25 protein-coding genes are annotated in these 26,221 nt (G+C 42.1%); 8 read left to right on the top strand and 17 right to left on the bottom strand.

What is annotated here, in order from left to right; genetic code table 11:
• Window positions 1-3: 3 nt before the first annotated feature.
• From argH to FCN14_RS06705, 8 genes are all read right to left on the bottom strand, one after another.
• Window positions 4-1,287: an argininosuccinate lyase gene (argH, locus tag FCN14_RS06740; RefSeq protein ID WP_138430443.1), complete on the bottom strand. Its 1,284-nt coding sequence runs from the start codon at window positions 1,285-1,287 to the stop codon at window positions 4-6.
• Between the two features lie 80 nt (window positions 1,288-1,367).
• Complete coding sequence (locus FCN14_RS06735; protein WP_138430442.1) at window positions 1,368-2,426, bottom strand: M20 family metallo-hydrolase; 1,059 nt, start codon at window positions 2,424-2,426, stop codon at window positions 1,368-1,370.
• Window positions 2,423-3,199 carry an acetylglutamate kinase gene (gene argB / locus FCN14_RS06730; RefSeq protein WP_138430441.1) on the bottom strand — a complete coding sequence of 259 codons (777 nt, stop codon included), beginning with the start codon at window positions 3,197-3,199 and terminating at the stop codon, window positions 2,423-2,425. Before argB ends, FCN14_RS06735 begins: the two co-directional genes overlap by 4 nt.
• Entirely contained in the window at window positions 3,199-4,134 is a 936-nt protein-coding gene (locus FCN14_RS06725; protein WP_138430440.1) for an N-acetylornithine carbamoyltransferase, read from the bottom strand. The genes argB and FCN14_RS06725 overlap by 1 nt, the downstream gene beginning before the upstream one ends.
• On the bottom strand, window positions 4,131-5,273 hold the full coding sequence (locus tag FCN14_RS06720) for an aspartate aminotransferase family protein (RefSeq protein WP_138430439.1): 1,143 nt from the start codon (window positions 5,271-5,273) through the stop codon (window positions 4,131-4,133). The genes FCN14_RS06725 and FCN14_RS06720 overlap by 4 nt, the downstream gene beginning before the upstream one ends.
• Window position 5,274: 1 nt before the next feature.
• Window positions 5,275-6,252: an N-acetyl-gamma-glutamyl-phosphate reductase gene (gene argC, locus FCN14_RS06715; protein ID WP_138430438.1), complete on the bottom strand. Its 978-nt coding sequence runs from the start codon at window positions 6,250-6,252 to the stop codon at window positions 5,275-5,277.
• A complete protein-coding gene (gene argG, locus FCN14_RS06710; RefSeq protein ID WP_138430437.1) occupies window positions 6,245-7,441 on the bottom strand; it encodes an argininosuccinate synthase in 1,197 nt (398 codons plus the stop codon). The genes argC and argG overlap by 8 nt, the downstream gene beginning before the upstream one ends.
• Window positions 7,442-7,444: 3 nt before the next feature.
• Complete coding sequence (locus FCN14_RS06705) at window positions 7,445-8,113, bottom strand: GNAT family N-acetyltransferase (RefSeq protein WP_138430436.1); 669 nt, start codon at window positions 8,111-8,113, stop codon at window positions 7,445-7,447.
• Between the two features lie 550 nt (window positions 8,114-8,663).
• On the opposite strand from FCN14_RS06705, the gene FCN14_RS06700 reads away from it, so the two are divergent.
• Window positions 8,664-10,589, top strand: coding sequence for a RecQ family ATP-dependent DNA helicase (locus FCN14_RS06700; RefSeq protein ID WP_138430435.1), 1,926 nt, complete (start codon window positions 8,664-8,666; stop codon window positions 10,587-10,589).
• A 3-nt stretch (window positions 10,590-10,592) separates the two neighbouring features.
• Here the strand turns inward: FCN14_RS06700 and FCN14_RS06695 are convergent, their stop codons facing one another.
• From FCN14_RS06695 to FCN14_RS15875, 4 genes are all read right to left on the bottom strand, one after another.
• Entirely contained in the window at window positions 10,593-10,979 is a 387-nt protein-coding gene (locus FCN14_RS06695; protein WP_138430434.1) for a DUF4296 domain-containing protein, read from the bottom strand.
• Between the two features lies 1 nt (window position 10,980).
• Window positions 10,981-11,700, bottom strand: coding sequence for an SDR family oxidoreductase (locus FCN14_RS06690; protein WP_138430433.1), 720 nt, complete (start codon window positions 11,698-11,700; stop codon window positions 10,981-10,983).
• A 73-nt stretch (window positions 11,701-11,773) separates the two neighbouring features.
• Window positions 11,774-12,394, bottom strand: coding sequence for a uridine kinase (gene udk / locus FCN14_RS06685; RefSeq protein WP_138430432.1), 621 nt, complete (start codon window positions 12,392-12,394; stop codon window positions 11,774-11,776).
• A 9-nt stretch (window positions 12,395-12,403) separates the two neighbouring features.
• Complete coding sequence (locus tag FCN14_RS15875; RefSeq protein WP_212747578.1) at window positions 12,404-13,669, bottom strand: N-acetylmuramoyl-L-alanine amidase family protein; 1,266 nt, start codon at window positions 13,667-13,669, stop codon at window positions 12,404-12,406.
• Between the two features lie 255 nt (window positions 13,670-13,924).
• Here FCN14_RS15875 and FCN14_RS06675 point away from each other — a divergent pair, with 255 nt between their 5' ends.
• Both FCN14_RS06675 and FCN14_RS06670 read left to right on the top strand, forming a co-directional pair.
• Window positions 13,925-15,577, top strand: a complete 1,653-nt coding sequence (locus tag FCN14_RS06675; protein ID WP_138430431.1) for a DUF8614 domain-containing protein — start codon at window positions 13,925-13,927, stop codon at window positions 15,575-15,577.
• Window positions 15,578-15,734: 157 nt separating this feature from the next.
• Window positions 15,735-16,112 carry an ankyrin repeat domain-containing protein gene (locus tag FCN14_RS06670; RefSeq protein WP_138430430.1) on the top strand — a complete coding sequence of 126 codons (378 nt, stop codon included), beginning with the start codon at window positions 15,735-15,737 and terminating at the stop codon, window positions 16,110-16,112.
• A gap of 62 nt (window positions 16,113-16,174) precedes the next feature.
• Here the strand turns inward: FCN14_RS06670 and FCN14_RS06665 are convergent, their stop codons facing one another.
• The 5 genes from FCN14_RS06665 to FCN14_RS06650 all read right to left on the bottom strand — a co-directional run bounded on the left by FCN14_RS06665 (window position 16,175) and on the right by FCN14_RS06650 (window position 20,218).
• Complete coding sequence (locus FCN14_RS06665) at window positions 16,175-16,900, bottom strand: SAM-dependent methyltransferase (protein WP_138430429.1); 726 nt, start codon at window positions 16,898-16,900, stop codon at window positions 16,175-16,177.
• Between the two features lie 6 nt (window positions 16,901-16,906).
• Window positions 16,907-17,389 (bottom strand): hypothetical protein, encoded by a 483-nt coding sequence (locus FCN14_RS06660; protein WP_138430428.1) that lies wholly within the window; start codon window positions 17,387-17,389, stop codon window positions 16,907-16,909.
• 21 nt (window positions 17,390-17,410) lie between these two features.
• Complete coding sequence (locus FCN14_RS15720; RefSeq protein ID WP_165267652.1) at window positions 17,411-17,575, bottom strand: hypothetical protein; 165 nt, start codon at window positions 17,573-17,575, stop codon at window positions 17,411-17,413.
• A 42-nt stretch (window positions 17,576-17,617) separates the two neighbouring features.
• The gene (locus FCN14_RS06655) at window positions 17,618-18,817 is read right to left on the bottom strand and encodes a serine hydrolase (protein ID WP_138430427.1); all 1,200 of its coding nucleotides are present in this window, start codon (window positions 18,815-18,817) and stop codon (window positions 17,618-17,620) included.
• 144 nt (window positions 18,818-18,961) lie between these two features.
• On the bottom strand, window positions 18,962-20,218 hold the full coding sequence (locus FCN14_RS06650) for a DUF819 family protein (protein WP_138430426.1): 1,257 nt from the start codon (window positions 20,216-20,218) through the stop codon (window positions 18,962-18,964).
• Window positions 20,219-20,346: 128 nt separating this feature from the next.
• Between FCN14_RS06650 and FCN14_RS06645 the strand changes: the two genes are divergently transcribed.
• The 5 genes from FCN14_RS06645 to FCN14_RS06625 all read left to right on the top strand — a co-directional run bounded on the left by FCN14_RS06645 (window position 20,347) and on the right by FCN14_RS06625 (window position 26,220).
• Complete coding sequence (locus FCN14_RS06645; protein ID WP_138430425.1) at window positions 20,347-21,021, top strand: dihydrodipicolinate reductase C-terminal domain-containing protein; 675 nt, start codon at window positions 20,347-20,349, stop codon at window positions 21,019-21,021.
• A complete protein-coding gene (gene dapA, locus FCN14_RS06640; protein WP_138430424.1) occupies window positions 21,018-21,905 on the top strand; it encodes a 4-hydroxy-tetrahydrodipicolinate synthase in 888 nt (295 codons plus the stop codon). The genes FCN14_RS06645 and dapA overlap by 4 nt, the downstream gene beginning before the upstream one ends.
• A gap of 108 nt (window positions 21,906-22,013) precedes the next feature.
• Complete coding sequence (locus FCN14_RS06635; RefSeq protein ID WP_138430423.1) at window positions 22,014-22,760, top strand: 2,3,4,5-tetrahydropyridine-2,6-dicarboxylate N-succinyltransferase; 747 nt, start codon at window positions 22,014-22,016, stop codon at window positions 22,758-22,760.
• Window positions 22,761-22,787: 27 nt separating this feature from the next.
• Window positions 22,788-25,262: a bifunctional aspartate kinase/homoserine dehydrogenase I gene (gene thrA / locus FCN14_RS06630; protein ID WP_138430422.1), complete on the top strand. Its 2,475-nt coding sequence runs from the start codon at window positions 22,788-22,790 to the stop codon at window positions 25,260-25,262.
• Between the two features lies 1 nt (window position 25,263).
• Entirely contained in the window at window positions 25,264-26,220 is a 957-nt protein-coding gene (locus tag FCN14_RS06625) for a homoserine kinase (protein WP_138430421.1), read from the top strand.
• Window position 26,221 lies beyond the last annotated feature (1 nt).

The raw sequence follows: 26,221 nt of genomic DNA, 5'->3' as shown, positions 1-26,221 counted from the left end.
TAATTAAAATATTCGTTCAAATTTCGTTTTGATTTGTTCATTGCAAAGGTTACCAATACTGCCTTCATGGGTATGCTTAACCTCTTTTTCGGGGGTAAAAGTATTTTGAGAAATACGTTGTGCAATTTCTTGATAAGCTTCTCTAAAAGGGAGACCCGACTGTACATTTTTATTGACAGACTCTACACTAAATATGTATTTATATTTTTCATCATTAATCGCATTAGTATTAACCTGAACATGCTCGAACATAAAGCGACTCATTTCCAGACATGATTTCAATGTTTCCACTGCGGGAAAAAGCTTGCCCTTTAAAAGTTGGTAATCTCTGTGATAACCGCTGGGCAGGTTATTGGTAACCAAGGTCAGCTGGTTGGGCAACGATTGAATATCATTACACTTAGCACGGATCAGCTCAAATACATCAGGGTTCTTTTTATGGGGCATAATGCTGGAGCCAGTTGTTAGCTCATCAGGAAATGAGAGAAAATTATAGTTTTGGCTACAGTACAGGCATACATCCATCGCCATCTTGGAAAGTGTTCCTGCTACTGCACTGAGTCCCATGGCCGTTTGTTTTTCCAGTCTTCCGCGACTCATCTGGGCTGCTACGGAGTTATACTTCAAAGTACTAAACCCAAGTAGTTCGGTAGTCATATGACGATCCAGGGGAAGGGAATTCCCATAACCGGCTGCCGACCCCAATGGATTTTGATCCGCTATTTGGTAGGCAGCATTCAACAGCTGTAGGTCATCTGTCAGCGATTCTGCATAGGCACCAAACCAGAGTCCAAAAGAAGAGGGCATAGCTACCTGCATATGTGTATAGCCGGGAATCAATACCTCTTTGTGCTCTTCACTAAGTTTTATAAGCTGATAAAAAAGCGAATTTATAAGATCTTTGATCTCTTGAATTTGATCCTTGACATACATATGCAGACATACCAGTACTTGGTCGTTACGGGAACGCCCGGCGTGAATTTTTTTACCAGTATCACCGACTGTCTGGGTAAGTTCATATTCAATTTTTGAGTGGACATCTTCGAATTCTGCTTCTATAGTAAAATGGTCGTCGTTAACTTGTTCTAAGAGATGGTCAAGTTTATTAATAAGTGCTTCCAACTCTTCATCCGAAAGTAAATCAATGTTTTTTAGCATTTTAGCATGTGCCTTAGAGGCCTGAAGGTCATATTTCGCTATTTGCAAATCGAAAATCCGGTCATCACCCACCGTGAACTGGTCAATAATATCACTTGTCGATTGTTGTCCGCTATTCCAGAGCTTCATAGTTTGGTTTTGGTTAATTATTAGTCATTGGTTAATAGTTACTTGTTATTTGGGTTTCATGTCCCAATAGCCATTCACTTTTATCGAATAATATGGTTTAACAGATTAACATATCCATCTATCCCCTTCTCAATCTCATCCAGGTAGATAAACTCGTCTGCCGTATGTGATCGTGCCGATTTTCCCGGACCTATTTTTAGCGATGGTACGGGCATTAGGGCCTGATCAGAAAGAGTAGGAGAACCATAGCTGTTAATGTCCAATTTTTGCCCGGCATGCACCAGCGGATGGTCCGGCGTGATGTATGAGGGATTGAGTTTCGTGGATCTTGGCCGAACTTCCGAGTCCAAACTTTTTTTTATAATTGATAGCGTTTCCTTGTTGCTGTAGGCATCAGTAGTACGCACGTCTACGGTAAATGAGCAACTGTTTGGAACCACATTATGCTTGCTGCCACTATTAATGATTGTTGTGGTCATCTTTATAGGACCGAGAAAGTTGGAAACTTTTTCAAACTGGTGGTTTCTAATCCAAGCGATGTCATTCATAGCGGTATAGATAGCGTTTTTACCTTCGCCGCGGGCGGCATGACCACTTTTGCCATTGGCAGTACAATCCAACACCATCAGACCTTTTTCAGCTACGGCCATGCGCATCTGCGTAGGTTCGCCAACAATAGCACTGTCGATTTCCGGCAAATGTTCCCAGAGAGCACTAATACCGTTATTGCCCGATATTTCTTCTTCCGCGGTAGCGGCCAACACCAGGTTGTAGTTCAGATCTCTTTGCTTATGAAAGTGGATAAAAGTTGCAATGAGAGAGACCAGCGCCCCACCGGCATCGTTGGAGCCGAGGCCGTAAAGTCTGCCACCTTCAATGGTGGGCTGAAAAGGGTCACGGCTATAGCTGGAGTTCGGCTTCACGGTATCGTGATGTGAATTTAGTAATAGAGTAGGACGGGCAGGATCAAATGCTTCATTGACAGCCCAAATATTATTTAAATGACGCTTAAAGTTGACATCGTTTGCCCTTAAATGTTGGTAGATAATATTAGCTGTAGCCTCCTCATGTTTCGAAATCGATGGTGTCGCAATCAGCTGTTTTAATAAGTCGATGGATTTGGTTGCCAATTGGTTCATAAGGACAGCTCCGTTCCTATTTGGGTTGTTAGATTTTGGGCATGTTTAATATATACTCTGTCGATATCCTGTTTGAGCGCCTCAAAAGCGGTATCCAGCTTGGGGATCATCCCGTCATGGATGGTGCCGTTTTCTTTCAACTCCGAGAAACAATCCATTGTGATATGTTCGATCAGTGAATTCTCATCCTTCTCATTATGCAAAACCCCCACTTTTTCAAAGCAGTAAGTCAGCGTCACTTCATAGCTTTTGCCAAGTGCAACAGCGAGCGCAGAAGCAATGGTATCGGCATTGGTATTGAGTAGTTGCCCCTGCCCGTCATGAGTAATAGCCGGGAAGACCGGGATGATCTGTTCATTTAACAGTCGTTTTATAAAGTAGGTATTGATTTCATTGGCTTGGATATCCCCAACAAAGCCATAGTCTATGGTGGTATCGCTTCTTTTGGTGGCAGGAATGATATTCAGGTCTGCCCCTGAAAGCCCCAGTGCATTACAGGAGTGCCCTTGCAGTTTGGCCACAATCGTTTTGTTGATCAGGCCTGCATATACCATTACAGCCACATCCAAGGTGGGGCCGTCCGTAATACGACGGCCGTCATTCATTTGAATGGGGATGTCCAGTTTTTTACAAAGCTGTGAGGCCGAACTCCCGCCCCCGTGAACCAGTATTTTGGGATGGTCAAGTTGGGTGAAATGATTCAGGAAAGTGTCCATTTTTTTGTCGTCATTGGCGATCTTCCCGCCAATTTTAATAATCTGTAGTTTCTGCATTACAGTTCCTCCAAAATGTTTTGAAGTACGGCTTGGGCGGCATATTCACGATTTTTAGCTTGTTTATAGACTAATGAGTTGTCAATCACTGTATCAGTAGCTACCACATTTCTTCGGATCGGTAGGCAGTGCATAAATTTGCCGTTATTGGTCAGCTTCATCTTCTGTTCGGTAATCGTCCAGTCTTTCTTGACCGGGGGCGTCTGCCCGTAGTTGGCATAGCTGGACCAGTTTTTGGTATAGACGAAGTCGGCATCTGTCAACGCTGTTTCTTGGTCATGGCAGATTTTAACTCCTTTCGTAAACTCCTCGCTGAGCTCATATCCTTTAGGATGTGCGACCGTTGTTTCTGCCTCGGTTGTACTTATCCATTGCAAAAAAGAGTTAGTCACGGCCTGTGGTAACTTTTTGGGATGGGGTGCCCAGCTTAACACTATTTTGGGTACCTTCTTACCGGTTTCAGCGATGGTGGCAAGGTCAGTCAACGATTGCAGTGGGTGCAGGGTGGCTGATTCGAGGCTGACAACCGGGACCGACGAATGCTTTATAAAGTTGTTTAAAACCTTTTCCTGGTAGTCTTCTTGCGGATCCTCGAGCTTGGCAAAGGTTCTGACCCCCATCACATCACAATATCCGCTAATAACCTGTACGGCATCTTTGATGTGTTCCTGGGTGGAACCATTCATCACGGAGCCATCCTTAAATTCGATATTCCAGGCATTGCCGGTGATATTCATGACGATCACATTCATGCCCAGGTTAGCTGCCGCTTTTTGGGTACTCAAACGGGTTCGCAGGCTGGGATTGAAGAAAATCAGTCCCAGAGTTTTCCCCTTTCCAAGAGAGGAATGATGCCCGTTGCTTTTTAGTTCAAGTACCTGCTGTACAAGTGCCGTTGGATATTGTGTGTCGTGTATGGATGTAAAATTTGTCATTGGTATGCGTGCTGTGTTAAAACGTTTTGTAATGCAGTAAAAAAGTGGTCAACTTCGGTTTGGGTTATGGCCAGTGGTGGCAACAGCCGGAGCACATTCGGGTTTGAGGCTACGCCGGTGACGACCTGCTCTTTTTCTATTAGCTGCTGCCGCAGCTCTTTTATGGGGAATGGGAATTCAAGTCCAATCATCAATCCCCGGCCGCGCACCTCCGTAACTCCCGGCAGGGTATTAAGCTTCTCGATGAGACCATAGCCTTGGACCGCTGCGTTTTCGATGAGCTGTTCTCCTTCAATAACATCCAGTACTGCGCTGGCTGCTGCACAGGCCAAGTGATTGCCTCCAAAGGTAGATCCCAGGCGGCCGTGAATGCTCTCAAAATCAGGGCTTAACATGGTTCCCGCTATCGGGAAACCGTTGCCCATACCTTTGGCTACGGTAATAATATCAGGTGTGATACCGACGTGCTGGTGCGCAAAGAATGTGCCTGTTCTTCCGAATCCGGACTGAATCTCATCACATATCAAAACTACATTGTGTGTATTGCAGAGCGATTGAACTTCCTGAAGGAAGGAATCCTCAAACAGGCGAATACCGCCAATGCCCTGAATGCCTTCAAATAGTACTGCGCAGATATCACCTTTGGAAACCTCCTGTTTAAGTGATTCCAGGTCATTCAATTTCAGGAAGATTGTATTATTATTCTCATTAATCGGAGCGGTATATTTATCATTGTCTGTGACGCTAAGCGCCGTGGTGGTACGCCCGTGGAAAGCCTTGTTAAAAGCAATGACTTTTGATTTTCCAGTATGAAATGAGGCCATCTTGAGCGCGTTTTCAATAGCTTCGGCACCCGAGTTGCAGAGAAACAGCTGGTAATCTTCATAGCCGGAGAGTCTACCCAGGTTTTGTGCTAATTCAGCCTGAAGCGGATTTTGCACCGAGTTGGAGTAAAACCCGATGGTTTTTAGCTGCTTGCTGATCTTCGAAACATAGTGTGGGTGGCTGTGACCGATAGAGATCACAGCATGACCACCATAGAAATCCAGGTACTTTTTTCCGTCACTGCAGAAGATATAATTGCCATCTGCTTTGATTGGTTCAAGATCGAGTAAGGGGTAAACATCAAAAATATTCATCTCAAAAATGTGTGGGTTTAAGGTGAAGTCCAGCGTCTTCTTCGAGACCGAACATCAGGTTCATATTTTGCAGGGCTTGCCCAGAGGCCCCTTTCAAAAGGTTGTCAATAGCTGCTGTGATAAGCAGTTGTCCATTTTCTTTTTCCAGGTGTAGCAGGCATTTGTTGGTATTTACGACCTGCTTCAGGTAAATTGACTGATGGCTGTGATATACAAATGGAGACTCTTTAAAGAACTCAGTGAACAGGGATTGGGCTTCAGCAAGATTACCCTCATAGTTAGTGTAAGCCGAGATAAAGATTCCTCTGCTAAAGTTACCTCGCACCGGTACAAAGTTTAGTTTGTTGCCAAAAGAGGAATACAGCTGGTTAAGACTTTGCTGTATTTCTGATATATGTTGGTGGTTGAGTCCCTTATATACGGAGACATTATTGGCTCGCCAGCTAAAATGGGTGGTATCACTCAGTGAGCTACCCGCACCGGTAGCCCCGGTGATCCCGTGGATATGTACATCATTGGTCAGTGCCGAATCGTGAGCTAGCGGAAGAAGTGCCAGCTGTATAACCGTGGCAAAACAGCCGGGATTAGCAATATTTTCACCTTCTTTAATGGCTTCTTTATTTAGTTCAGGTAGTCCATAGATAAAGCTGCGATGTCCAAACCTATTTTGCCCCGATAGTCTGAAATCCCGGCTCAGGTCAATTATTTTAGTCTGTTCTGATATGGTATGCTGCTTAAGAACCTCGGTTGAGTTACCATGACCGGTACACAAAAAAAGCACATCAACCGATGGGGTTATTCGGGAACAGAATGTAAGATCAGTTTCTCCTATTAGATCCTTATGTACTGCAGTTATAGCTTCCCCCGCTTTACTGGTACTAAAGACAAATTCGATAGTTGTATCCGGGTGGTTCAAAAGCAATCGAATAAGCTCACCAGCCGTATAACCCGAACCGCCTACAATTCCTACTCTAATCATGACTGTTCACCGATTTGTGTATGTTAATCTGGTTAGATAGAATTTTTGCAAAGCCTTTGACGTCTTCGCCGCTCCAGGCATTATTCATCTCCCCATAATCGCCAAACTTAGCATCCATCAGGTCGTTGTCTGAGGTAATGCCTTCAATGGTAAACTGGTAGGGAGTAAGGTTGACTGATACCATACCCGAAACATTACTTTGGGTGTCTGCTAGGAACTGCTCAATATTTCTCATTACAGGATCCAGATACTGTCCTTCATGCAACATCATCCCGTACCATTCGGACAACTGTTTTTTCCAATAGATTTGCCATTTGGTAAGCACGTGTTTTTCGAGCTGCTTGTGTGCGTTGATAAGGATTAGCGGTGCTGCTGCTTCAAAACCCACTCGCCCTTTAATACCAATAATGGTATCACCCACGTGAATATCTCGGCCTACGGCATAGTCAGAGGCCAGTTCGTTGAGCTGTTGAATCAGTTCAACGGCGGATAGTTGCTTATCATTAAGTGCCGTTGGTTCACCATTTTTAAATTTAACGGTTAATGTTTCTTGGTCGGTTTTGTTAAGCTGACTCGGCCAAGCCTCTTCGGGCAAGGGCTGGTCGGAGGTCAGCGTTTCGGCCCCGCCAACACTGGTGCCCCAAAGGCCTTTATTGATCGAATACTTTGCCTCTGCCCATTCAAAGTCATAGCCCTGTTGTTGTAAGAATTCCACTTCTTGCTGCCTACTTAGCTGCTGGTCTCGTATGGGGGTGATAATCTCGAGTTCCGGGGCAATTACGTTAAAGATCAGATCGAAACGTACCTGGTCGTTGCCGGCCCCGGTACTGCCATGGGCAATGGCATCAGCGCCAATCTGTTGAGCATAGTTGGCAATGGCTACTGCTTGGAATGCACGCTCGGAGCTCACCGAAAGGGGATAGGTATCATTTTTCAGGATGTTCCCAAAAATAAGATACTTGATAACCTCTTGGTAAAACTGCTCAGTCTGCTGTAGTGTTTTATGGGTGTCGGCTCCCAGTTTATAAGCGTGTTCTTTGGTTTGAGTGAGTTCTTTATCAGAAAAACCACCGGTGTTAACCAGTACGGTATGTATTTCGGAACCGTAGGTTTGTTTGAGATACGGTACACAGTACGAGGTGTCGAGTCCGCCGCTAAAGGCGAGGACAATTTTTTTCTTGTTACTCATTGGTTAGTCAGTATTAAAAGTGAAAAGGGATTTTGTTTTGCGCTGGATGTTATATCTGTGCAGCCGCAGGAAGCGTTTGAATGCTTCCCAGCGTTTCGCTTTTTGCGAATCATTAGCCTGTGATGATGGTGTATCCTCTTTTTCAGGATCGTATAACATCCCCGTGCAAAGACAGCCTTTTCGCTCTTTACTGGTCAGAATATCATAGTTGGGGCAGCTCTGACAGCCTTTCCAGAATTTCTCGTCTTGCGTTAGTTCCGCAAAGGTTACGGGCTTGTAGCCCATATCAGAATTAATTTTCATTACAGCCATACTGGTGGTGATACCAAAAATTTTGGCATCAGGATATTTCTCTTTTGAGAGTTCGAAAATCTGTTTTTTGATTTTTCTGCCAAGCCCCAGCTTTCGATAGTGAGGGTGCACAATAAGGCCGGAATTAGCAATATAATTGTCGTGATCCCAGTTTTCGATGTAGCAAAAGCCGGCCAATTGTCCGTTAGTCTGGTCGATAGCAATAACAGCTTTGCCTTCATTAATCTTTGTCTGGATGTACTCCGGGGCCCTTTTGGCAATTCCGGTGCCACGTTGTTTGGCGGCTTCTTCCATCAAGGCACAGATTTTTTCGGCATAGCTCAGATGCTGGGTACCAGCTACAGTGATTGAAATATCCATCGTACGGCGATGTTAATTTTATCAGCGATAAAGTTATGCGCTGATAATTAATTGATAGTTAGAAAAAGAGTTGTGTTGTCGGATGGAGGATACAGTACTGAGTACCCTCCATAAGGAGAGTTTATTTAGACCCGAACGGGCCGTGGCCGTACACGAAAGCGGAACGTAGAGATGCCTGCAACAGGTGAGCTGTCGCTAGAAAAAGTGATATGTGTTCCTTTTGTTTTCATTGAGTCATATAAACTCCGGGCTTCTGAATAAAAAGGCAAGAAGAAATTTATTCCAAAGTTTAATTGGGGTGTAAAAGTGCTATAAAATATTGTCTGGCAGTGAGTTATGGCTTATAAAGATCTGCTATTTTTTGTTATAAAAGTAAAGACACTTAACCTGTCTTACTTTTAATTATAGATCATTACTGTGCGTGAAAATGAGCGAAACAGTTCTTTACGGGTAATTCATTACAGTAATACTCAAATGCTAACACAGCCTTTTTTATTTCACGGATAATGGTGATGTTGTCTCAAACAACGACTCGCATTTTAAAACTGTTATGAGTTCAGAGTTATATCAAAAGGCACAACAATCACTGCAGCAATATTGGGGATTTTCTGACTTTCGATCAGGGCAGCAAGAGGCTATTCGATCAGTATTAGCTGGAAAAAATACGTTAGTTTTACTTCCTACAGGCGGGGGGAAATCGGTCTGCTACCAAGTGCCGGCTACAGTAATTGAGGGACTTACCATTGTAATATCACCATTGGTAGCCCTGATGCAGGATCAGGTGCAACAGCTCAATGACCGGGGTATTGCTGCTACTTTTGTTAATAGTTCAATCTCTAAATGGGAGATCGAACAACGATTTGCCAATGCCCGAAACGGGATGTATGATCTGTTGTATTGTTCGCCGGAACGTTTGAAAACTGATTTGTGGAAAGCTGAGATGCCCAAACTGAATATTCGGCTTGTAGCAATTGATGAAGCTCACTGTATTTCGGAATGGGGGCACGATTTTCGGCCAAGTTATCGCGAGATTAAACCGTCTTTCGAAGATTTAGCAGATGAAGTAACATGGATTGCCTTAACGGCAACAGCAACCCCGGAGGTTCGTGAAGATATCCAAGAAAACCTTTTATTTGAGAATCCAACGGTGGTTTCCAAAGGTTTTGAGCGGCCTAATTTAAAGTGGTGGGTAAGTATTACAGAACAGAAGAAGAAAAAAATACTGCAGGCTGTAAGCAAAGCAGCGCCAAAGGGGGCAGGACTAATCTATGGTGGCACACGAAGAAATTGTGAAAAGCTATCCGAGGCTATTAAACAGAAGTTGAAAGTTAAAGCTCAGGCTTACCACGCAGGTTATGAATCAGCAAAACGTGAACAGATTCAACAGGACTGGATCCGAGGAGAGACTCCCTTGGTTGTAGCTACAAATGCTTTTGGGATGGGGATTGATAAATCTGATTGCCGCTATGTCATTCACTATGAGATGCCATATTCGCTGGAATCTTATTACCAAGAGGCCGGTAGGGCAGGAAGAGATGGTGAGGAAAGTTTTCCACTATTATTGTTTAAACCGGCTGATGCAATAGTTGCAGAAAAACGTATCAAGGATTCTTATCCAAGCAAAGAGGAACTGCAACACGTATATGATGTGCTTTGTGACCATCTTAATTTGGCCGTAGGATCTGAAATGGAAGAGGCAAAACAAGTTTCCATTGAAGCACTTAAAAAGCGATCCGGGAGTTCCAAGCGTATTGTAGAATCATCACTGGATGTATTGAACCAGTTAGGAGTAGTTCATCTTATTGAGCATTTGAAGCCTCAAATAGGTATTCAGTTTGTTGTAAGCCCTGATTATATCCGCAGACAAATTGAAGATATGGATAATCAAAGAAAAGCTGATTTTCTGGATACATTGTTTCGACAGTTTGGAGGAGAAGCATTTGGGGAAATGAAGTATATGAAGTTCGATTATATCCAAGAGAAGATTGGCGTGTCTCCCAATGGATTAAGAAAAGGATTACAGGTTCTGCAAGATCATGATCAGATGTTAATATTTGAATCTACTGGAACACTGCCCCTTATACATCTTATTGATGAACGCCAGGCTACCTTGGAGTTAAGTAAGCAGGAGCTGGAAAAACATCGGGATACACTCTTGGAAAAATTGGAATATATGATCGGATATATAAAAACAGATGAGTGTCGCGAAAAGTATTTAAGACATTATTTTGGTGAAGAAAAAGTAGCAAACTGTGGACATTGTGATAATTGTTTGTCTAAACAAAAACATGAGTCAGCTGTATCAGATAGTGATCTCCGTCGGCTTAAGGAGCTGTTAAGTGATGGGCCAAAATCATTTGAACAAATACGTGCTAATTTTGAATGGAGTGAAGCACGAATTAAACAATCGTTAAGTTATTTAATGAGAGAACAGAAAGTCTTTTCAGAAGCAGATAAATTTCATTGGAAAGCATAGTTACTATTTTTCAATTTCTGTAGGTTGTTTCTCCGGGTGGGGAGTAGAGGTTGTGTCTTGTTGTTCGGATACCAATTCCATTTTTAGTTCTTCAATTGCTTGTTCCACTCGGTCTTTCTGCTCTTTGGGCGATTGCTGGTAATATGTATGGCTTAGATGAAATTGGTTTTTCGTTACTGCATATTTCTTATAAACCTCAGAAGTCAGTGAGTCTATAGTAGTGGTATCAGCTTTGGAGTTTTCGCTATAGGATTTTAACAGCTGCAATTCAACCAGTAAGGGAACATATTTTTTTTCAGGAATAAGGTTTTCCGGTTTTTCCTCATCCAGAAGGTTACAACTGGTAACACTTACCAAGAGAAAGAGCAGTAAGTAGATTCCTTTTGACATTTTATTGCTCTGATGGCGGTTTGGGGTTTAGAGGTCTCATTGTGATATCATTAATAAGGAAATTATCTGGTGTTTGCAGGATATTTACCATAACCTTGGCGACATCACCGGGTTGCATCATGTTTGAATGGGTATCCATATCAACTTGCTCAAAGAAGTTGGTGGCAATAGAACCGGGGTAAAAACAAGTTACCTTAATACCATCATAACGCACCTCTTTAAACAAAGCTTCACTAAAACCGCGTACTCCAAATTTTGAGGCATTATAACCGGTAAGCTGTGGATTGCCTATTTTGCCGGCAATAGAAGCAATATTAATGATATGACAAACGGATTCATTCGTCTTCATGAAGGGCACCAATTTCCTGGTCATATAAAACGTTCCGGACAGGTTGGTCTTAATCATATCATCCCAATCCTTAATAGAAAGTTTGTCCACTTCTCCAAAGCGTCCGAGGCCTGCATTATTGATCAGGATGTCAGGCTGATTTTGCTCAGAAAAGGTATCCTGAATCCATTGTTCAACAGCTTTGTAGTCAGTGATATCCAGTGTAATTGGAATAAATTGCTCACCCATTTTTTTCTGGATGTTTTCCAGCTTTTGGGTGCTACGTGCTAATCCGTAGACTGTTGCTCCGTTCTCAATGAGGGCACTGCTAAATGCCGTTCCGATTCCACTGCTTGCACCGGTAACAATGCCAATTTTCCCATTTATATCCATAATAGATACTGTTAGTTATTTTGTAATGACCTAGTTACAGAAGCAATAGGAGCTTCAATTTCATTCCCTGTTGTTACTTTTTTTGCAATCGTTCTTGGATTAGGGCATTCACCATATCCAGTGCAACTTGGTTTTCACCGCCGCGTGGTATAATAATATCGGCATAACGTTTAGTTGGTTCCACAAATTCAAGGTGCATAGGACGTACAAACTTTTGGTACTGAGAGAGTACATTTTCTAACTGCCGATCACGTTCTACGATATCTCGTTGTATTCTACGAAGTAGCCTAATATCGTCATCAGTATCTACATACAGCTTGATATCCATCTGATCGCGTAATTCTTTCTCAGTAAAAATAAGGATACCGTCGATAAGAATTATTTTCTTGGGCTCTACGAGATTCGTTTTTTCTTTACGAATATGCTTAGTGAAATCATAAATGGGTACTTCTACCTGGTATCCTTCTTTCAGGGCTTTGAGATGACGAATCATTAACTCTGTTTCAAGGGCAGAAGGATGGTCAAAGTTTTGTTTGGTCCGTTCTTCGAAGGGGAGGTGTTTGAGATCGCGGTAGTATGAATCATGCTGGAGCAATAAAATGTTTTCTTTGCCAACAGCTTCAATAATATGCTTAACGACGGTTGTTTTTCCAGATCCGCTGCCGCCGGCAACGCCAATAATTAATGATTCCAATTGGTGATTTTATTTAGTGTTAAAGTGTTGACTCTTCTCGTATTTCTTTTTGTAATTTCGTATCGATCGGAATATTGCCGAAGCAATAATGCTTTGTCCATAGTCTGAAGTAAGATATCGGGCTTCGCTGGGATTACTTATAAACCCTGCTTCTACCAATACTGCTGGCATTGAGGCGTGATATAAAACAACAAAACGAGCTTGTTTTACTCCCCGCGAGCGACGCTGAGCACGATCATCGAATTGGTGTTCCAGCATACCGGCTATATGTTCACTGCTTGCTATATAACCGCTGTTTGCAAGTTCATAAATTAATAACTCTTCCTGTGTTAGCTCTTTTTGTTCAGTGTCATTATCGGCCCGTACTACTCTGTTCTCACGTTTCATAACCTCGAGAGCTGTTTCACTTTTTTCTAGCCCCAGAAAGTATACTTCGGTACCGTGAGGTTGTCGCGATGAAAATGAATTGCAATGTAAAGAAATAAAAAGGTCCCCTTCCGCCTTGTTGGCAATACTGCCTCGTTCTTTTAGGCCTACAAAAGTATCATCGTCGCGGGTATAAATTACTTTTACATTGGGGAGGTGTTCTTCAATATAGCCCCCCACTTTTTTAGCAATATCAAGTACTATATCTTTCTCTTTAACATTCTTATATCCTATTGAACCTGGATCATGTCCTCCATGACCGGGATCAATAACGACGACATCAAATTTAAGCTTATCTTTAAATTTATCGTAATCAGAGTTGCTATTCAGCTGGTTGTCGGGTATAGCATCTGTGTCATCCACTAAAAGGCTTTCAGCATTCATAGTAAGGCGCGACCAGATGAGTGGTTCCATATCCCGAGTCACATACTCGAGATCAATTTTATTTGTTGTGGTAAGTCCTAACAGTAGGTCGTCACTGTTTGCATCGTGGTATGCTTTGCTTTTAAAGTATTTATCCTTGGTGATGTAAAGATCAACACCGATGCCGTTGGGGATATCATAAAAGCTGATTTCATCATAGATCTGAGACTGTTCGGGAAGGTTTATTTCAGTAGTATCGATTTTACTACTGTACAGGGTCATTTGAATAAGGTCAATGCTGGGCTGATACACATTAAAGGAGTCTACCGGTTGAGACATGTGAAACCGGCTTACATATCCCTGACCATCACTGCGTTGGGCTACTGAAACTCGATCAAGAATGTTGTCTTGGGCTTGAAGTTGAGCTTGTGGTTGCAACAAAAAGAGACAACCCAATACTGACAGTAATAGATACTGACTGAACATGCTCATCCACAGTTTATATAAAATAGGATTGACTGACACCTTTAATTTCAAATTGAGTACTGAAAACTATGGTCGAAATTAACTAATATTTGAGCAACAATAAAAGAGCATATACTTGTATCTTTTTTACTAGTGTTTTTTATTCTCTTTAAGAGATATCATTTTTAAAAGTGATATTGGAAACTTAACATTAAATACTCTATTTGTGGTTAATTAGTTGCTCAAACAATCACTTTAATTTAATTGTATCCATTAATGATGAAATCAATAACTGTTAAAAGTATTTGTACGCTTTGTTTGGCTGTTTTTTGGGCGATCTCTTGTACAGAAACAACCAATAACAAAAAAGAAGGGATGAGTATAGATGATAGGCTAAATCAATATACCGAGTTTACTCTGGATGCTGATTTGTCGGGACTTAGTGAAAACCAAAAAAAGATGATCCCACTACTTATTGATGCTGCGAAGGAGATGGAAGAGGTGTTTTGGATGGAGGCCTATGGAGATAAGAGTAAGCTGATGGAGAACCTCGATAATCCCAAGGCGAAGCGTTTTGCAGAAATTAATTATGGCCCCTGGGATCGTTTGAATGGCAACGAGCCTTTTGTAAATGGTGTTGGCGCCAAGCCGGAAGGAGCCAACTTTTATCCCAGTGATATGACGAAAGAGGAATTTAATAACTGGGACTCTGAGGAAAAAGATGATTTATATACGCTGGTACGCCGCGATGATGATGGGGATCTAAAAACAGTCCCCTATTATGAAGCTTTTTCGGCCCAACATAAGAAAGCGGCTCAGAAGTTAAAGGAAGCAGCAGAATTAGCTGAAGATGAAGGACTTAAAAAATATCTCAACCTCCGTGCCGAAGCGTTATTAACAGATAATTACCGAGCCAGTGATATGGCGTGGATGGATATGAAAGAGAATACCATTGAAGTTGTTATCGGACCTATCGAAACTTATGAAGATCAACTGTTTGGATATAAAGCGGCTCACGAAACTTTTGTATTAGTCAAAGATAAAGAGTGGAGTGAACGGTTATCAAAATATGCGAAAGTGTTACCTGAACTGCAGAAAGGTTTACCGGTAGACGAGAAGTATAAACAGGAAACACCGGGCCGCGATTCTGATTTGAACGCTTACGATGCCATTTATTATGCCGGGGATGCTAATGCTGGCTCCAAAACTATTGCTATTAATTTGCCCAATGACGAGGAAGTACAGCTGGAAAAAGGTACACGGCGGTTACAGCTCAAAAATGCGATGCGGGCTAAATACGATAAGATATTAGAGCCGATTTCTGCGGAGTTAATTGCTGAAGATCAGCGTAAGAATATCACCTTCGATGCCTTCTTTGGAAACACCATGTTCCACGAAGTTGCACACGGGCTGGGTATTAAAAATACTATTACCGACAAGGGAACTGTGCGGGAAGCTCTAAAAGAGTATGCGTCAGCACTGGAAGAGGGGAAGGCCGATGTATTGGGACTTTATATGGTTTCTGAGTTAAGAAAAGACAAGCTGGTAACTGAAGGTTCGATAGAAGATAATTACGTAACTTTTATGGCAAGTATCTTCCGATCTATTCGTTTTGGCTCCTCAAGTGCACATGGTAAAGCCAATCTTATTCGATTCAATTATTTTAAGGAAAAAGGAGCTTTTGCTTATGATGAAGAATCAAATACCTATCGTGTTAACTTTGACAGGATTGCTAAAGCTACAGACTCTTTGTCGAATAAAATACTGACATTACAGGGTGATGGAGATTATGAGGGAGTAGAAGCCTTTGTTGAAGAGTATGGGAAAGTCGGTGAACAGCTGCAGCGGTCGCTGGATCGCCTTTCTGAGGAATCTATTCCCGTAGATGTTACTTTTAAACAGGGAAAAAAAGTGCTTGGTTTAGAGTAAGATTGAAATAGTCCATAGCTATTTTACAGGGGGTGCTATATGCACCCCCTGTTCTTTTTAAAGAAGGGTTTTAATCTCCTTCAAAAGTTGACTCTGGTCACGGAATCATTTAAAATATAAATACACACCCACCTCAACTTAATGAAGGAGATGAGATATGGAAGAAAACGCTTTTCTAGAAGCAGCAGAGAACGGAGATAGAGTAGAAGTGAAACAACGTCTTCAACATGGCGAAGATGTTAATACTGCTGATGAGCACAATCGTACAGCATTGATGAAAGCAGCAAAGCACGGACACCTTAATGTTGTGCAGATACTTTTGGAACATGGAGCTGATGTTAATATTCGAGATAATCGTGGAACAAATGCTTTATATTGGGCCTCGAACAACGGTTATCAAGATATCGTACAGCTCTTAATTCAACATCACAGTGATGTTAGTGTGGTGGATGATCGAGGTTGGACCGCCAAGGATCAAGCAAGCACTCACCATTATGATGACATAGTGCATATGCTTGAAAGTGCGGGAGCGTAGCCGACGTTATTCATTATAAAATTATTTGAAAGCCTGTTTCTATAGTACAGAAGCAGGCTTTTTTATGCATGGATCAGAAATATAGTCGGTTCTTTGTGAATAGAGGGGCCGGTATTTTTACGCCATTCCGATATCTTCTGAGAACGAATATCTTCTTGGGGAAGTGTGAGATTTGTAGCGGTACAAAACCGTGTTTGGGGTTGGCAAAGCCTGATTACATCTTTTTTTACGGCATCATTGCGGTGGGGGGCTTCCATAAATATTTGAGTGCTTCCCTTTTTTCTTGATTCATTTTCAAGGTCAACGATGGCTGATTGGCGTTTGTTCTTATTAATGGGCAGGTAGCCGTGAAAACTAAACTGCTGCCCGTTAAACCCGGAGCCCATCAAAGCCAGCAGGATAGATGAGGGACCTACCAGCGGTGAAACGTTAATGTCATTATCGTGGGCTAGTTTGATGAGCTCTGAGCCCGGATCAGCAACAACCGGACAGCCCGCCTCAGAAATTAACCCGGCATCTTTTCCCTGTTTTAAGGGGCTTATAAAAGAAATAATTTCTTGTACCGGTGTCTTTTTATTTAAAAGAAAGAAATCAATTTCATATTCCGGTATCGTTTCACCCACCCATTGCAGATATCGCGATGTCGTTTGTACGTTTTCAACAATGAGCACATCTAGCTTCCGAATAATGTTTAATACATATTCGGGAATCGTATTATTTTCAGGGGTTTTGCCCAGCGTATTAGGAATAAGATAAAGGGTTCCTTTCTCAGATTTATCCGCAGCCATAATCACCTAATCAATTCTTTCAAAAACGAGCTCTTCTTGTTCTTCAGATAATTTTTTATTTGCAAAGCGATGAGCAGTTATTGCTATTGCCAGTGTAATAAGGAGGGCAACAAAAGCCATCAAAGCATTGGTCCATACCAAGTTTTTTTGCGTTTCTATCGTTGGTAAAAGAAGAATCTCTTGCCATCCCCCCGGATTATAACGAATAGGAACCACCCGAATTTGTTGTAGCTCGCCGGCCATTTCTATAGGCAGAGAAAGTTTTCGCTCAATTTCTTCACCCGTTTTTGTCTCAAACCGAAGAATAATATAACCATTTGTTTGGGCAGCAATTTGTTTTAGATCGAAATCTACGACTTCTGCAGTATAACTGGTGCCATTTTCGAAGGTATCATCAATTCCATAATAAACTAGGCCTTGTTGTCCAATTAGAAAGAGAAAAGACAAAGGGAGAAGCCAAAAAAGGTAAAGGAATTTATAATTTTTCATTTAGAAAATATTGCAAATTAGTTATAGAAAAAATGCATAATAGATTACGTAGAACCAGCTGAGTAATCCGTGAATAATAGCCCACAAGATAGATTTATTCAGTGACCAAGATATAGTGACAGCTAATGCTGTGCCTAATGTTATTCCACCGCGTACCGTTTCATTTACTTTTCCTGATTTAGCCATAATAAAAGTAGTTTAATGAATACAGATTTATGGCAATATAAACTATTTATTGATTTCCTGAAGTGTAGCCGTTCGCAGGGCGGGATCCCACATTAGTCTCTGTTGGTAATCTTGGTGCATCAGGTTACTACTCATATGAAACCAGAATGCAACTTGAAGAGAGTCAAAGAACACTGCTTGTCCAAAGGGTTCTCCTGAATATACGGATGCCCCGTAATCAATACCATTTAGGAGCCCTAGACGGTTATCATATATAGCCCCATAATACTTAAAATCACTGTTTAGGCTTTGTTGCTTATACGGCCAGCTCATTATTTCCTTTACCCGTTTCGAGATGGCCGGGGAAAGTATACGGTCTTGTTCTAGCTTTATCATTAACTGCGAGAGTTCTGAAGCTGTAGATTTTGGGAAGAAATGCAGTAAATCTCGTCGTTCTTTAAATCCTACTCCTAATCCCTGTTGCTCAGAAAAATGGGAATTGACCAATTGATGGAAGGCGGATTCGTTTATATACTTTTTTGTTACTTCGTGTACAGAATCTCGGAAAGTGCTATCAGGGAGTGATTGGAGTTGGTCAAAATGCGTTTTGAAATCATTACCGTGTAATCCGGGGTGTGAGACAATATATAATCCTGAAAAAGGAAGGGGCGTATCTGTGTTTTTTAAATCAAGATTTGAAATCGTACGTTTGATTTCGGCTGGCCCCAATTTATAGTACAGATAATCCGAGATTGCTAAATCATTGTAGATAATAGCTTTACTCACCAACGCCTGCAATGGGGCCTTGTTTTGAGTATTAATATAGCCTTCATCAGTCAGAACTGCCTTAGCATTTTCGTGATTTGAGGCATCTATATAAGGCAGTTGGTAGCGATCAATATCTTCAATCGAAATAAGTGTATCGGGATTAATCTGCTCGTTTTCTACCAATCTTGTATAAGTAGTAATAAGAAAAAAGTTTGACAGTGTTCCCATCGTGTGAAGACTGTCTTTGTTATATGCAATGGTTGTATCTGGATTGATGCCAGATCGAGAGACCACAGCTGAATGTTGAGGGTTTTCCCCAATATAGTCAGTTAATCCGCGAAGAGAGGTTGCCTGTGTAACCCACTCTTGTCCTTCTTGCAGGTCTCCGCTGTTTTTAAAAAGGGTAGAAAGAGCATCAAGGTTAAAGCCAAAAGCGAGAAAAAAGATGAGCAAAAATGTGCCGACAAAAGCACCTACAAATTTAAGGATACGCATGAAGCAGTGTGGGAAATACGAATTCAAATTAGAACTCAAATATACGGACTCTATTCCCCTTAATCAGCAAAGAATTGTAAGTAAAAATGTTCTACACCTTAAGTTTTAGAAAGAAGTGGGTAACCCCACTTCTTTCCACTTAATTTACATACTGGCATATTTCATCAATATAGCGCAAAACCAAGCGGCATAGGTTCCGAGGGCGTATCCCAAGACAGCCAACAAAACACCCACAGGGGCCAGGGCCGGGTGAAAGGCCGAAGCAACGATAGGAGCTGAGGCAGCCCCGCCAACATTGGCTTGACTACCCACCGCTACAAAGAAGAAAGGGGCATTGATAACTTTTGCTGTTATGAAGAGGATTATGACGTGAATAATGATCCAGAAAAGACCAATGAGGAAGAAGCCCGGATTTTCGAAAATAGCCAATACATCCATTTTCATCCCTATTGTAGCTACTAAAACGTATAAAAATAGGCTTCCGATTTTTGACGCACCGGCACCCTCAAGTTTGCGGGCTCGTGTAAAGGAGAGCACCAAGCCACCTGTGGTTGCAATTACAATAATCCAGAAAAAGCGGGAATCCAGGCTAAGCTTGCTGAGTTCGGGGAAGTTTTCGCCGATTAAAGGAGCCATAAAGTCAGCGCCCAAATGACCTATCGCGGTTATTGCAAAAGCAACAGCAACGATTGTAGTGATATCAGCGAGTGTTGCTATTTTAGCAATACTGGCTTTATAGTCCTCAATTTTTTTACGCAATTCCGTAATTGGAGAAGCATCAGCCTTAAACCATGCATCAATTTTCTCTGAAATGCCTGCCCCATAAAGAAGAAAGGCAAGCCAGATATTTGCTACAATAATATCTACTGTAACCATTGCTGAAAAAAGTTTAGCACTGGGGTCAAAGACTTCGAACATCGCTGTTTGGTTGGCCCCGCCACCAATCCAGCTTCCTGCAACGGTTGAAAGTCCTCGCCATAAAGCCTCGGGACCGGCACCGCCCGTCATTTCCGGCGCAAAGTAACTAACCGTAATTAAGGCTAGTGGCCCACCAATAACGATACCTACTGTTCCTGCTAAGAACATGATAATTGCTTTGGGACCAAGACCAATTATTCCTTTAAAATCGATACTGATAGTTAGTAGTACTAAACTGGCTGGTAGGAGATATCGAGAAGCTACAAAGTATAAATTGGATTCTTCTCCGGATATCAGTCCCATCGAATTTAGTATCGATGGGATAAAATAGCAGAGCAACAGCGATGGCACAAAGGTATAGAATTTTTGCCATTTGGGATTGTCACTGTTCGAGGTAATAAAGATAGCCGCCAAAATGACTAGGAGAATTCCCAGTACAACAGCATCATTTGTAAAAACCGGAGTAGCAAGAATATTAAACATAAGCTGATTTTGTTAAATAATTACGTCTGAATCTACATTATATTAGGGGATATGCGCAAATGGTATGAAAATCGATCTTCAAAAGGTTATACTTATTGTTCATTTTTGAGATTAATTGAAATAGAGATATGAAATTTGCTGTTATTGGAACCGGTAAAACTGGTGGTAAAGTATTAGAAATTCTTGACAAAGATCAGATTGTAGGTCCCTTTGATTCTACAAATAAACCTTCTGCAAAGGAGCTTGAGAAAGCGGATGCGGCGATTCTATTTGTGCCCGGGCCCGCAGTCGAAGAGCTGATAGAACCTCTGCTGGAGTCGGGGATACCTGCTGCATGGGGTACTACGGGATATGAGTGGCCCGGTGACTTGGATGCCCAGTTAAAACAGAAAAATATTAAATGGCTGCGAGCATCAAATTTTAGTTTGGGGATGAATATTGTGCGTCGATGTCTTAACGTGATTGGGCAGAGTTCATCGGTACTTACTGATCCTACTTTTCATATTCATGAGATCCACCATGTTCACAAACAGGATGCCCCCAGTGGTACAGCTATATCCTGGGAAGAGTGGCTTGGCAAGGATGCTGAAATAACCTCTGAGCGTAAAGGAGATATCAAAGGGATTCATCAGCTGGAAGTATCTTCTGATACAGAATCTATTAAACTGGAACATGAAGCACACGATCGAAAGATTTTTGCTGAGGGTGCCATATGGGCAGCTGAACAATTGGTGAAAGAGGAGGTAGATCCTGGTTTTCACCGTCTTTCCACTATCTTTGATAATATAATGAAACAATTATGAGTCTAACGGATACACAACTTTATACCGCAATTGTGACCCCCATGAAAGAAAACGGGGATCTCGATCTTGATGGACTTGCGTCACTTATTCATCGGCAAGATGAAGCCGGTAATGGTGTACTCATTCTGGGTAGTACCGGAGAAGGGCTTGCCCTTGGTCTAGAGGATAAGAAGCAAGTCGTAAAAACTGCAACGAGCTTAAATATAGAAGTACCTATTATGGTTGGGGTCGGGGGATTCAACCTCCGAAACCAGATCGCCTGGATAGAGTATTGTCATGATTTTGATGTTGATTCATTTTTATTGGTTACTCCGTTGTACGCAAAGCCGGGTCCCAAAGGACAGGTTAAATGGTTTAAATCACTGCTGGATACAGCTGAACGCCCCTGCATGCTCTATAATGTGCCATCACGTACAGGTTCGAAAATGAGTTTGCTTGTGTTAAAAGAGCTGGCCGATCATCCTAACTTCGCAGCAGTTAAAGAAGCCAGCGGTAGTATTGATGATTTTCAGCAGTACCGAAAAACAGCTGACGATATCGCTTTTTATAGTGGTGATGACGGTTTGTTGCCATTTTTTGCGATGGCAGGATGTGATGGCTTAGTTTCTGTGGCGGCAAATGTTTGGCCTAAAGAAACTCACCAATATGTTGATTGGTGCCTTGATGGCCGTGGACCGGAACTGTTACCATTATGGCAAGAATGCACGGATATATTATTCAAATGGCCCAATCCTGTACCGGCAAAGGTGCTGCTGCAGGAAAAGGGCTGGATTGAAAATGCATCACTACGCCCACCACTTACGACTGATGAGGTGGATGACATAAGCCTGTTGAAAAATGCTGATAATATGATCCAGCAGTGGTATAACAAAACAAATAAGTAGTAATTCGCAATTAATAATTCTTTATTACCTGGCGGTATATAGTTAATACCTTAGGGATCAACGTATATTTTAACCTCTATTTTTAAATTTTATTAACTGATGAGTGATATGGATTGGGAAGATGTTTTAGATAAATTGGAAACCGGTGAACTTCGAGCAGCAGAACCAAAAGGAGACGGCTGGGAAGCAAATCGGGAAGTGAAAGAAGCTATTTTAGAATCTTTTGGCGAAGGGAAAAATACGGAATACTCCGGCATTTATGATGGTTTCGTTGACAAGCATAATTTGCCACCTCGACGTTTTTCAGCTAACCAGCAAGTCCGGCTTGTGCCTGGTGGATCTTCGGTCCGGCGGGGTGCTTATGTAGCTCCCGGTGTAATTATTATGCCTCCTGCTTATATCAATGTTGGCGGATATGTCGATGAAGGTTCGATGATCGATAGCCATGCTCTGGTAGGATCATGTGCCCAAGTTGGTAAGAATGTACACCTTTCGGCAGGAGTACAGCTGGGTGGCGTGCTTGAGCCTGTAGGCTTATCCCCCGTTGTTATTGAGGATGACTGTTTCATTGGAGCAGGTTCAGTAGTAGTGGAAGGAATTTTAGTTAAAAAAGGAGCTGTAATTGCACCCGGTGTAACCCTTTCAAAATCTATACCTGTGTACGATTGTGTAAACGAAGAGATATTGGGTAAAGGGGCAGATATTCCTGAGCGAGCTGTTGTTGTTCCGGGAACACGGCCTATGAGTAGCGACTGGGCAAAAGAGCAGGGGTTAAATGTTGCATGTCCGATGATCGTCAAGTATCGTGACGCTGACAGTGATGCTTCCCTTGAACTAGAAGATGCATTACGTTAACTATATTTGAATTTCTAATTGAGAAATATGCGCGTATTAAAATTTGGCGGATCCTCAGTTGGGTCCGCTGATGCTATTCTGCAGGTAGAAAGTATTATCAATAAGAAAAAGCAAGACCATCACTTAGCGGTGGTGGTTTCTGCTTTTGAAGGGGTAACAGATCTACTTGAGGACGCTATTGAAAAAGCATCAAACGGAGACGAACAATATCAAGAGATATTACATACACTTGAAGAGCGGCACATTACAGTAATTAAAGAGCTTATCGGTATTGAAAATCAAAGTTCAACACTGGCTCAATTTAAAATGATGTTTAATGAGCTGGATGATGTCTTACATGGCGTTTCATTGACCCGAGAGCTTACTAACCGAACCCGAGATTTTGTTTTAGGTTTTGGAGAACGTTTTTCAGCTTTTATTATTAGCGAATTTTTAAATGATACTGATACTGCAGCTGATTATTTGGATGCCCGGGAAGTTATTAAAACTGACGAGCAGTTTGGGGAGGCACGGGTGCTGTTTGATGAAACCTATGAAAATATCAGAACCTATTTCGGCCGAGCGGAGCCTGATATTGTACAGATAGTAACGGGATTTGTAGCTTCTACTTTATCGGGAGTTTCAACAACATTGGGACGGGGTGGATCAGACTATACCGCTGCAATAATCAGTGCAGCATTAAATGCTGAGACTATTGAGTTATGGACAGATATTGAAGGACTCATGACTGCTGATCCGAGAAAGGTAGAACGCTATTTTGTTATTCCTCATCTTTCTTATGAAGAAGCGATGGAGCTCTCCCATTTTGGAGCGAAGGTGGTATATCCGCCTACCCTTCAACCTGCAATGAAAGCTTCTATCCCCATCCAAATAAAAAATACGTTTAAGCCCGGGGAAGAAGGCACAACAATTAGTAATGAATCACATCCCGGACCGTCAGTTATTAAGGGAATATCTTCAATTGATAATATAACTTTGCTCACTGTACGGGGCAGTGGGATGATTGGTGTGACCGGTATTTCGGCGCGATTATTTAGAGCTTTGGCAGATGCCGGTATCAACATTATCATGATTACCCAAGCATCATCAGAACATACGATCTGTGTGGCTGTTTTACCGGACCAAGCTGAGGCTGCACAAGCCGCTATTGAATCGGAGTTTAAGTATGAACTGAAAGATGATGTCATTGATGAAGTAAAGATTGAAAAAGACCTCTCTATTGTAGCGGTAGTAAGTGATGATATGAGGCATAAACCGGGGATATCGGGTCGGGTATTTCAGGCTTTGGGCCAAAACGGGATAAATGTAGTAGCCACAGCTCAAGGTTCTTCAGAGCGTAATATCTCAATTGTGGTAGACCGCTCTAATGAGACTAAAACTTTGAATACCCTCCATGACGCTTTTTTTATGGCGAATGTTAAAACGGTAAACCTCTTTCTTATTGGTGTTGGACTTATTGGGGGCAAGCTGTTAGAACTCATGAAAAAGCAGACGAAACAGCTTCTTGCAGAATACCATCTGGAGCTTAAAATTACGGGAATATCTAATAGTAAAAGTTTTCTGATCGATAGAGATGGTATTGCTATTGATGAATGGGAAGAGCGCTTGGCGGTAGAAGGAGACGGGGCCGATATTGATGGTTTTATAGAAAAGATGGCGGGACTAAACCTCTCGAATAGTATTTTTATCGATTGCACCGCCAGCGAGGAGATTGCTGATGAATATGATGAAATCCTTAAATCAAATATCTCAATTGTTACCGCAAATAAAAAAGCAAACTCCAGTTCATTGGAAACATACGAAAAGCTGCAAAAATTGGCTTTTAAACATAATGTAGCGTATTTGTATGAGACGAATGTAGGAGCGGGTTTGCCGGTTGTAGCAACCCTAAAAGAACAGATCCTAACTGGTGATGATGTGATGCGTATCGAGGGAGTGCTTTCGGGTACGTTGAGTTACATTTTTAATACCTATGATGGCAGCATACCTTTTAGTGAGGTAGTTCGTACAGCGCGTGAAAAAGGATATACCGAACCTGATCCCCGCGAAGACCTGAATGGACAGGATGTGGGCCGAAAACTACTCATATTAACAAGGGAAGCAGGATTTAAGCTTGAGTTCGAAAATATTGATATCGAAAATCTTGTACCCAAAGAAGCACGGTCGGTTGAAAAGGTAGATCAGTTTTTTGAGATTTTATCGGATTACGACTCTGAGTTTATGAAACTATATGAAGGGGCAGCTGAAAATGATAATAAGTTGTGCTATATCGCTCGGTACGAAGATGGAAATGCTTCGGTGAAGCTTGAGAGTATTGCCCCGGACCATCCTTTTTACGGCTTGGATGGCAGCGACAATATTGTGGCTTTTAAAACACGCCATTATAAAGATAGTCCTATTGTGGTAAAAGGTCCCGGAGCAGGAGCAGAGGTAACGGCCAGCGGTATTATCGCTGATATTCTGCGCATCAGTAATGCGCCTTCATTTAGAAAAGAGTGGTGAGATGAATTTGAAAGATAATTTAGAACGGGTAAAAGTTTTTGCACCTGCTTCTGTGGCAAATGTGAGCTGTGGTTTTGATGTAATGGGGTTTGCCCTGCAGGAGCCCGGTGATGTGATCGTTGCCAGCCATACAGATGATTTTGATGGACTTAAGATTGTGCAGGTAACCGGTGAGGAGGGAATGTTGCCAACTTCTGTAGAAGAAAATACTGCCGGTGTGGCTGCACAGATGCTTTTGGATTACCTGGAATGCGATGCTGGCATTGCGCTGGAAATCCATAAAAAAATGCCTTTGGGCAGTGGACTGGGATCGAGTGCTGCCAGCTCTGTTGGGGCCGTAGTGGCGGTGAATAGATTATTGGGGGCTCCACTAGCTGACAAGGAGTTGTTACAGTTCGCCGCAGAAGGAGAACGGGTAGCATGTGGAACCGCTCATCTTGATAATGTGGCCCCTTCGCTAATGGGTGGCATCATTTTCATTCGCGATCAAGAGTCAGTTGACGTTTTTGGTCTGGCATGTCCTAAACCTCTTTTCGCAACGGTAGTGCATCCTCAAATTGAAATTAATACGGAAGATACACGGAACATACTGCGCAGAGATATCTCTCTCAAAAAGGCAGTTACCCAGTGGGGAAATGTCGGAGGACTGGTAGCGGGGCTTTTAAAAGGGGATTATGATCTCATTTCTCGCTCACTGCATGACGAAATTATTGAACCTGTTCGTTCGGTATTAATACCTGGTTTTGATAAGGTTAAAGAAGCTGCTATAAAAGCGGGAGTTTTAGGCAGTGGCATTTCCGGTTCCGGTCCGTCAGTTTTTGCACTTTCATCCACAATAGAACAGGCGGTAGATGCAGGAAAAGGAATGCAACAGGCGTTTGATGAAATCGGGCTCGATAATGAATGTTATATCTCAAAAGTTAATGAGCAAGGACCTCAAATTTTGGAGGAGCACTAAG

The organism is Fodinibius saliphilus (genome assembly GCF_005869845.1).
In the GTDB taxonomy this organism is placed as follows: domain Bacteria; phylum Bacteroidota; class Rhodothermia; order Balneolales; family Balneolaceae; genus Fodinibius; species Fodinibius saliphilus.
Note: the sequence above shows the minus strand (reverse complement) of the source record. Positions and strands in the feature narration are given on the sequence as shown.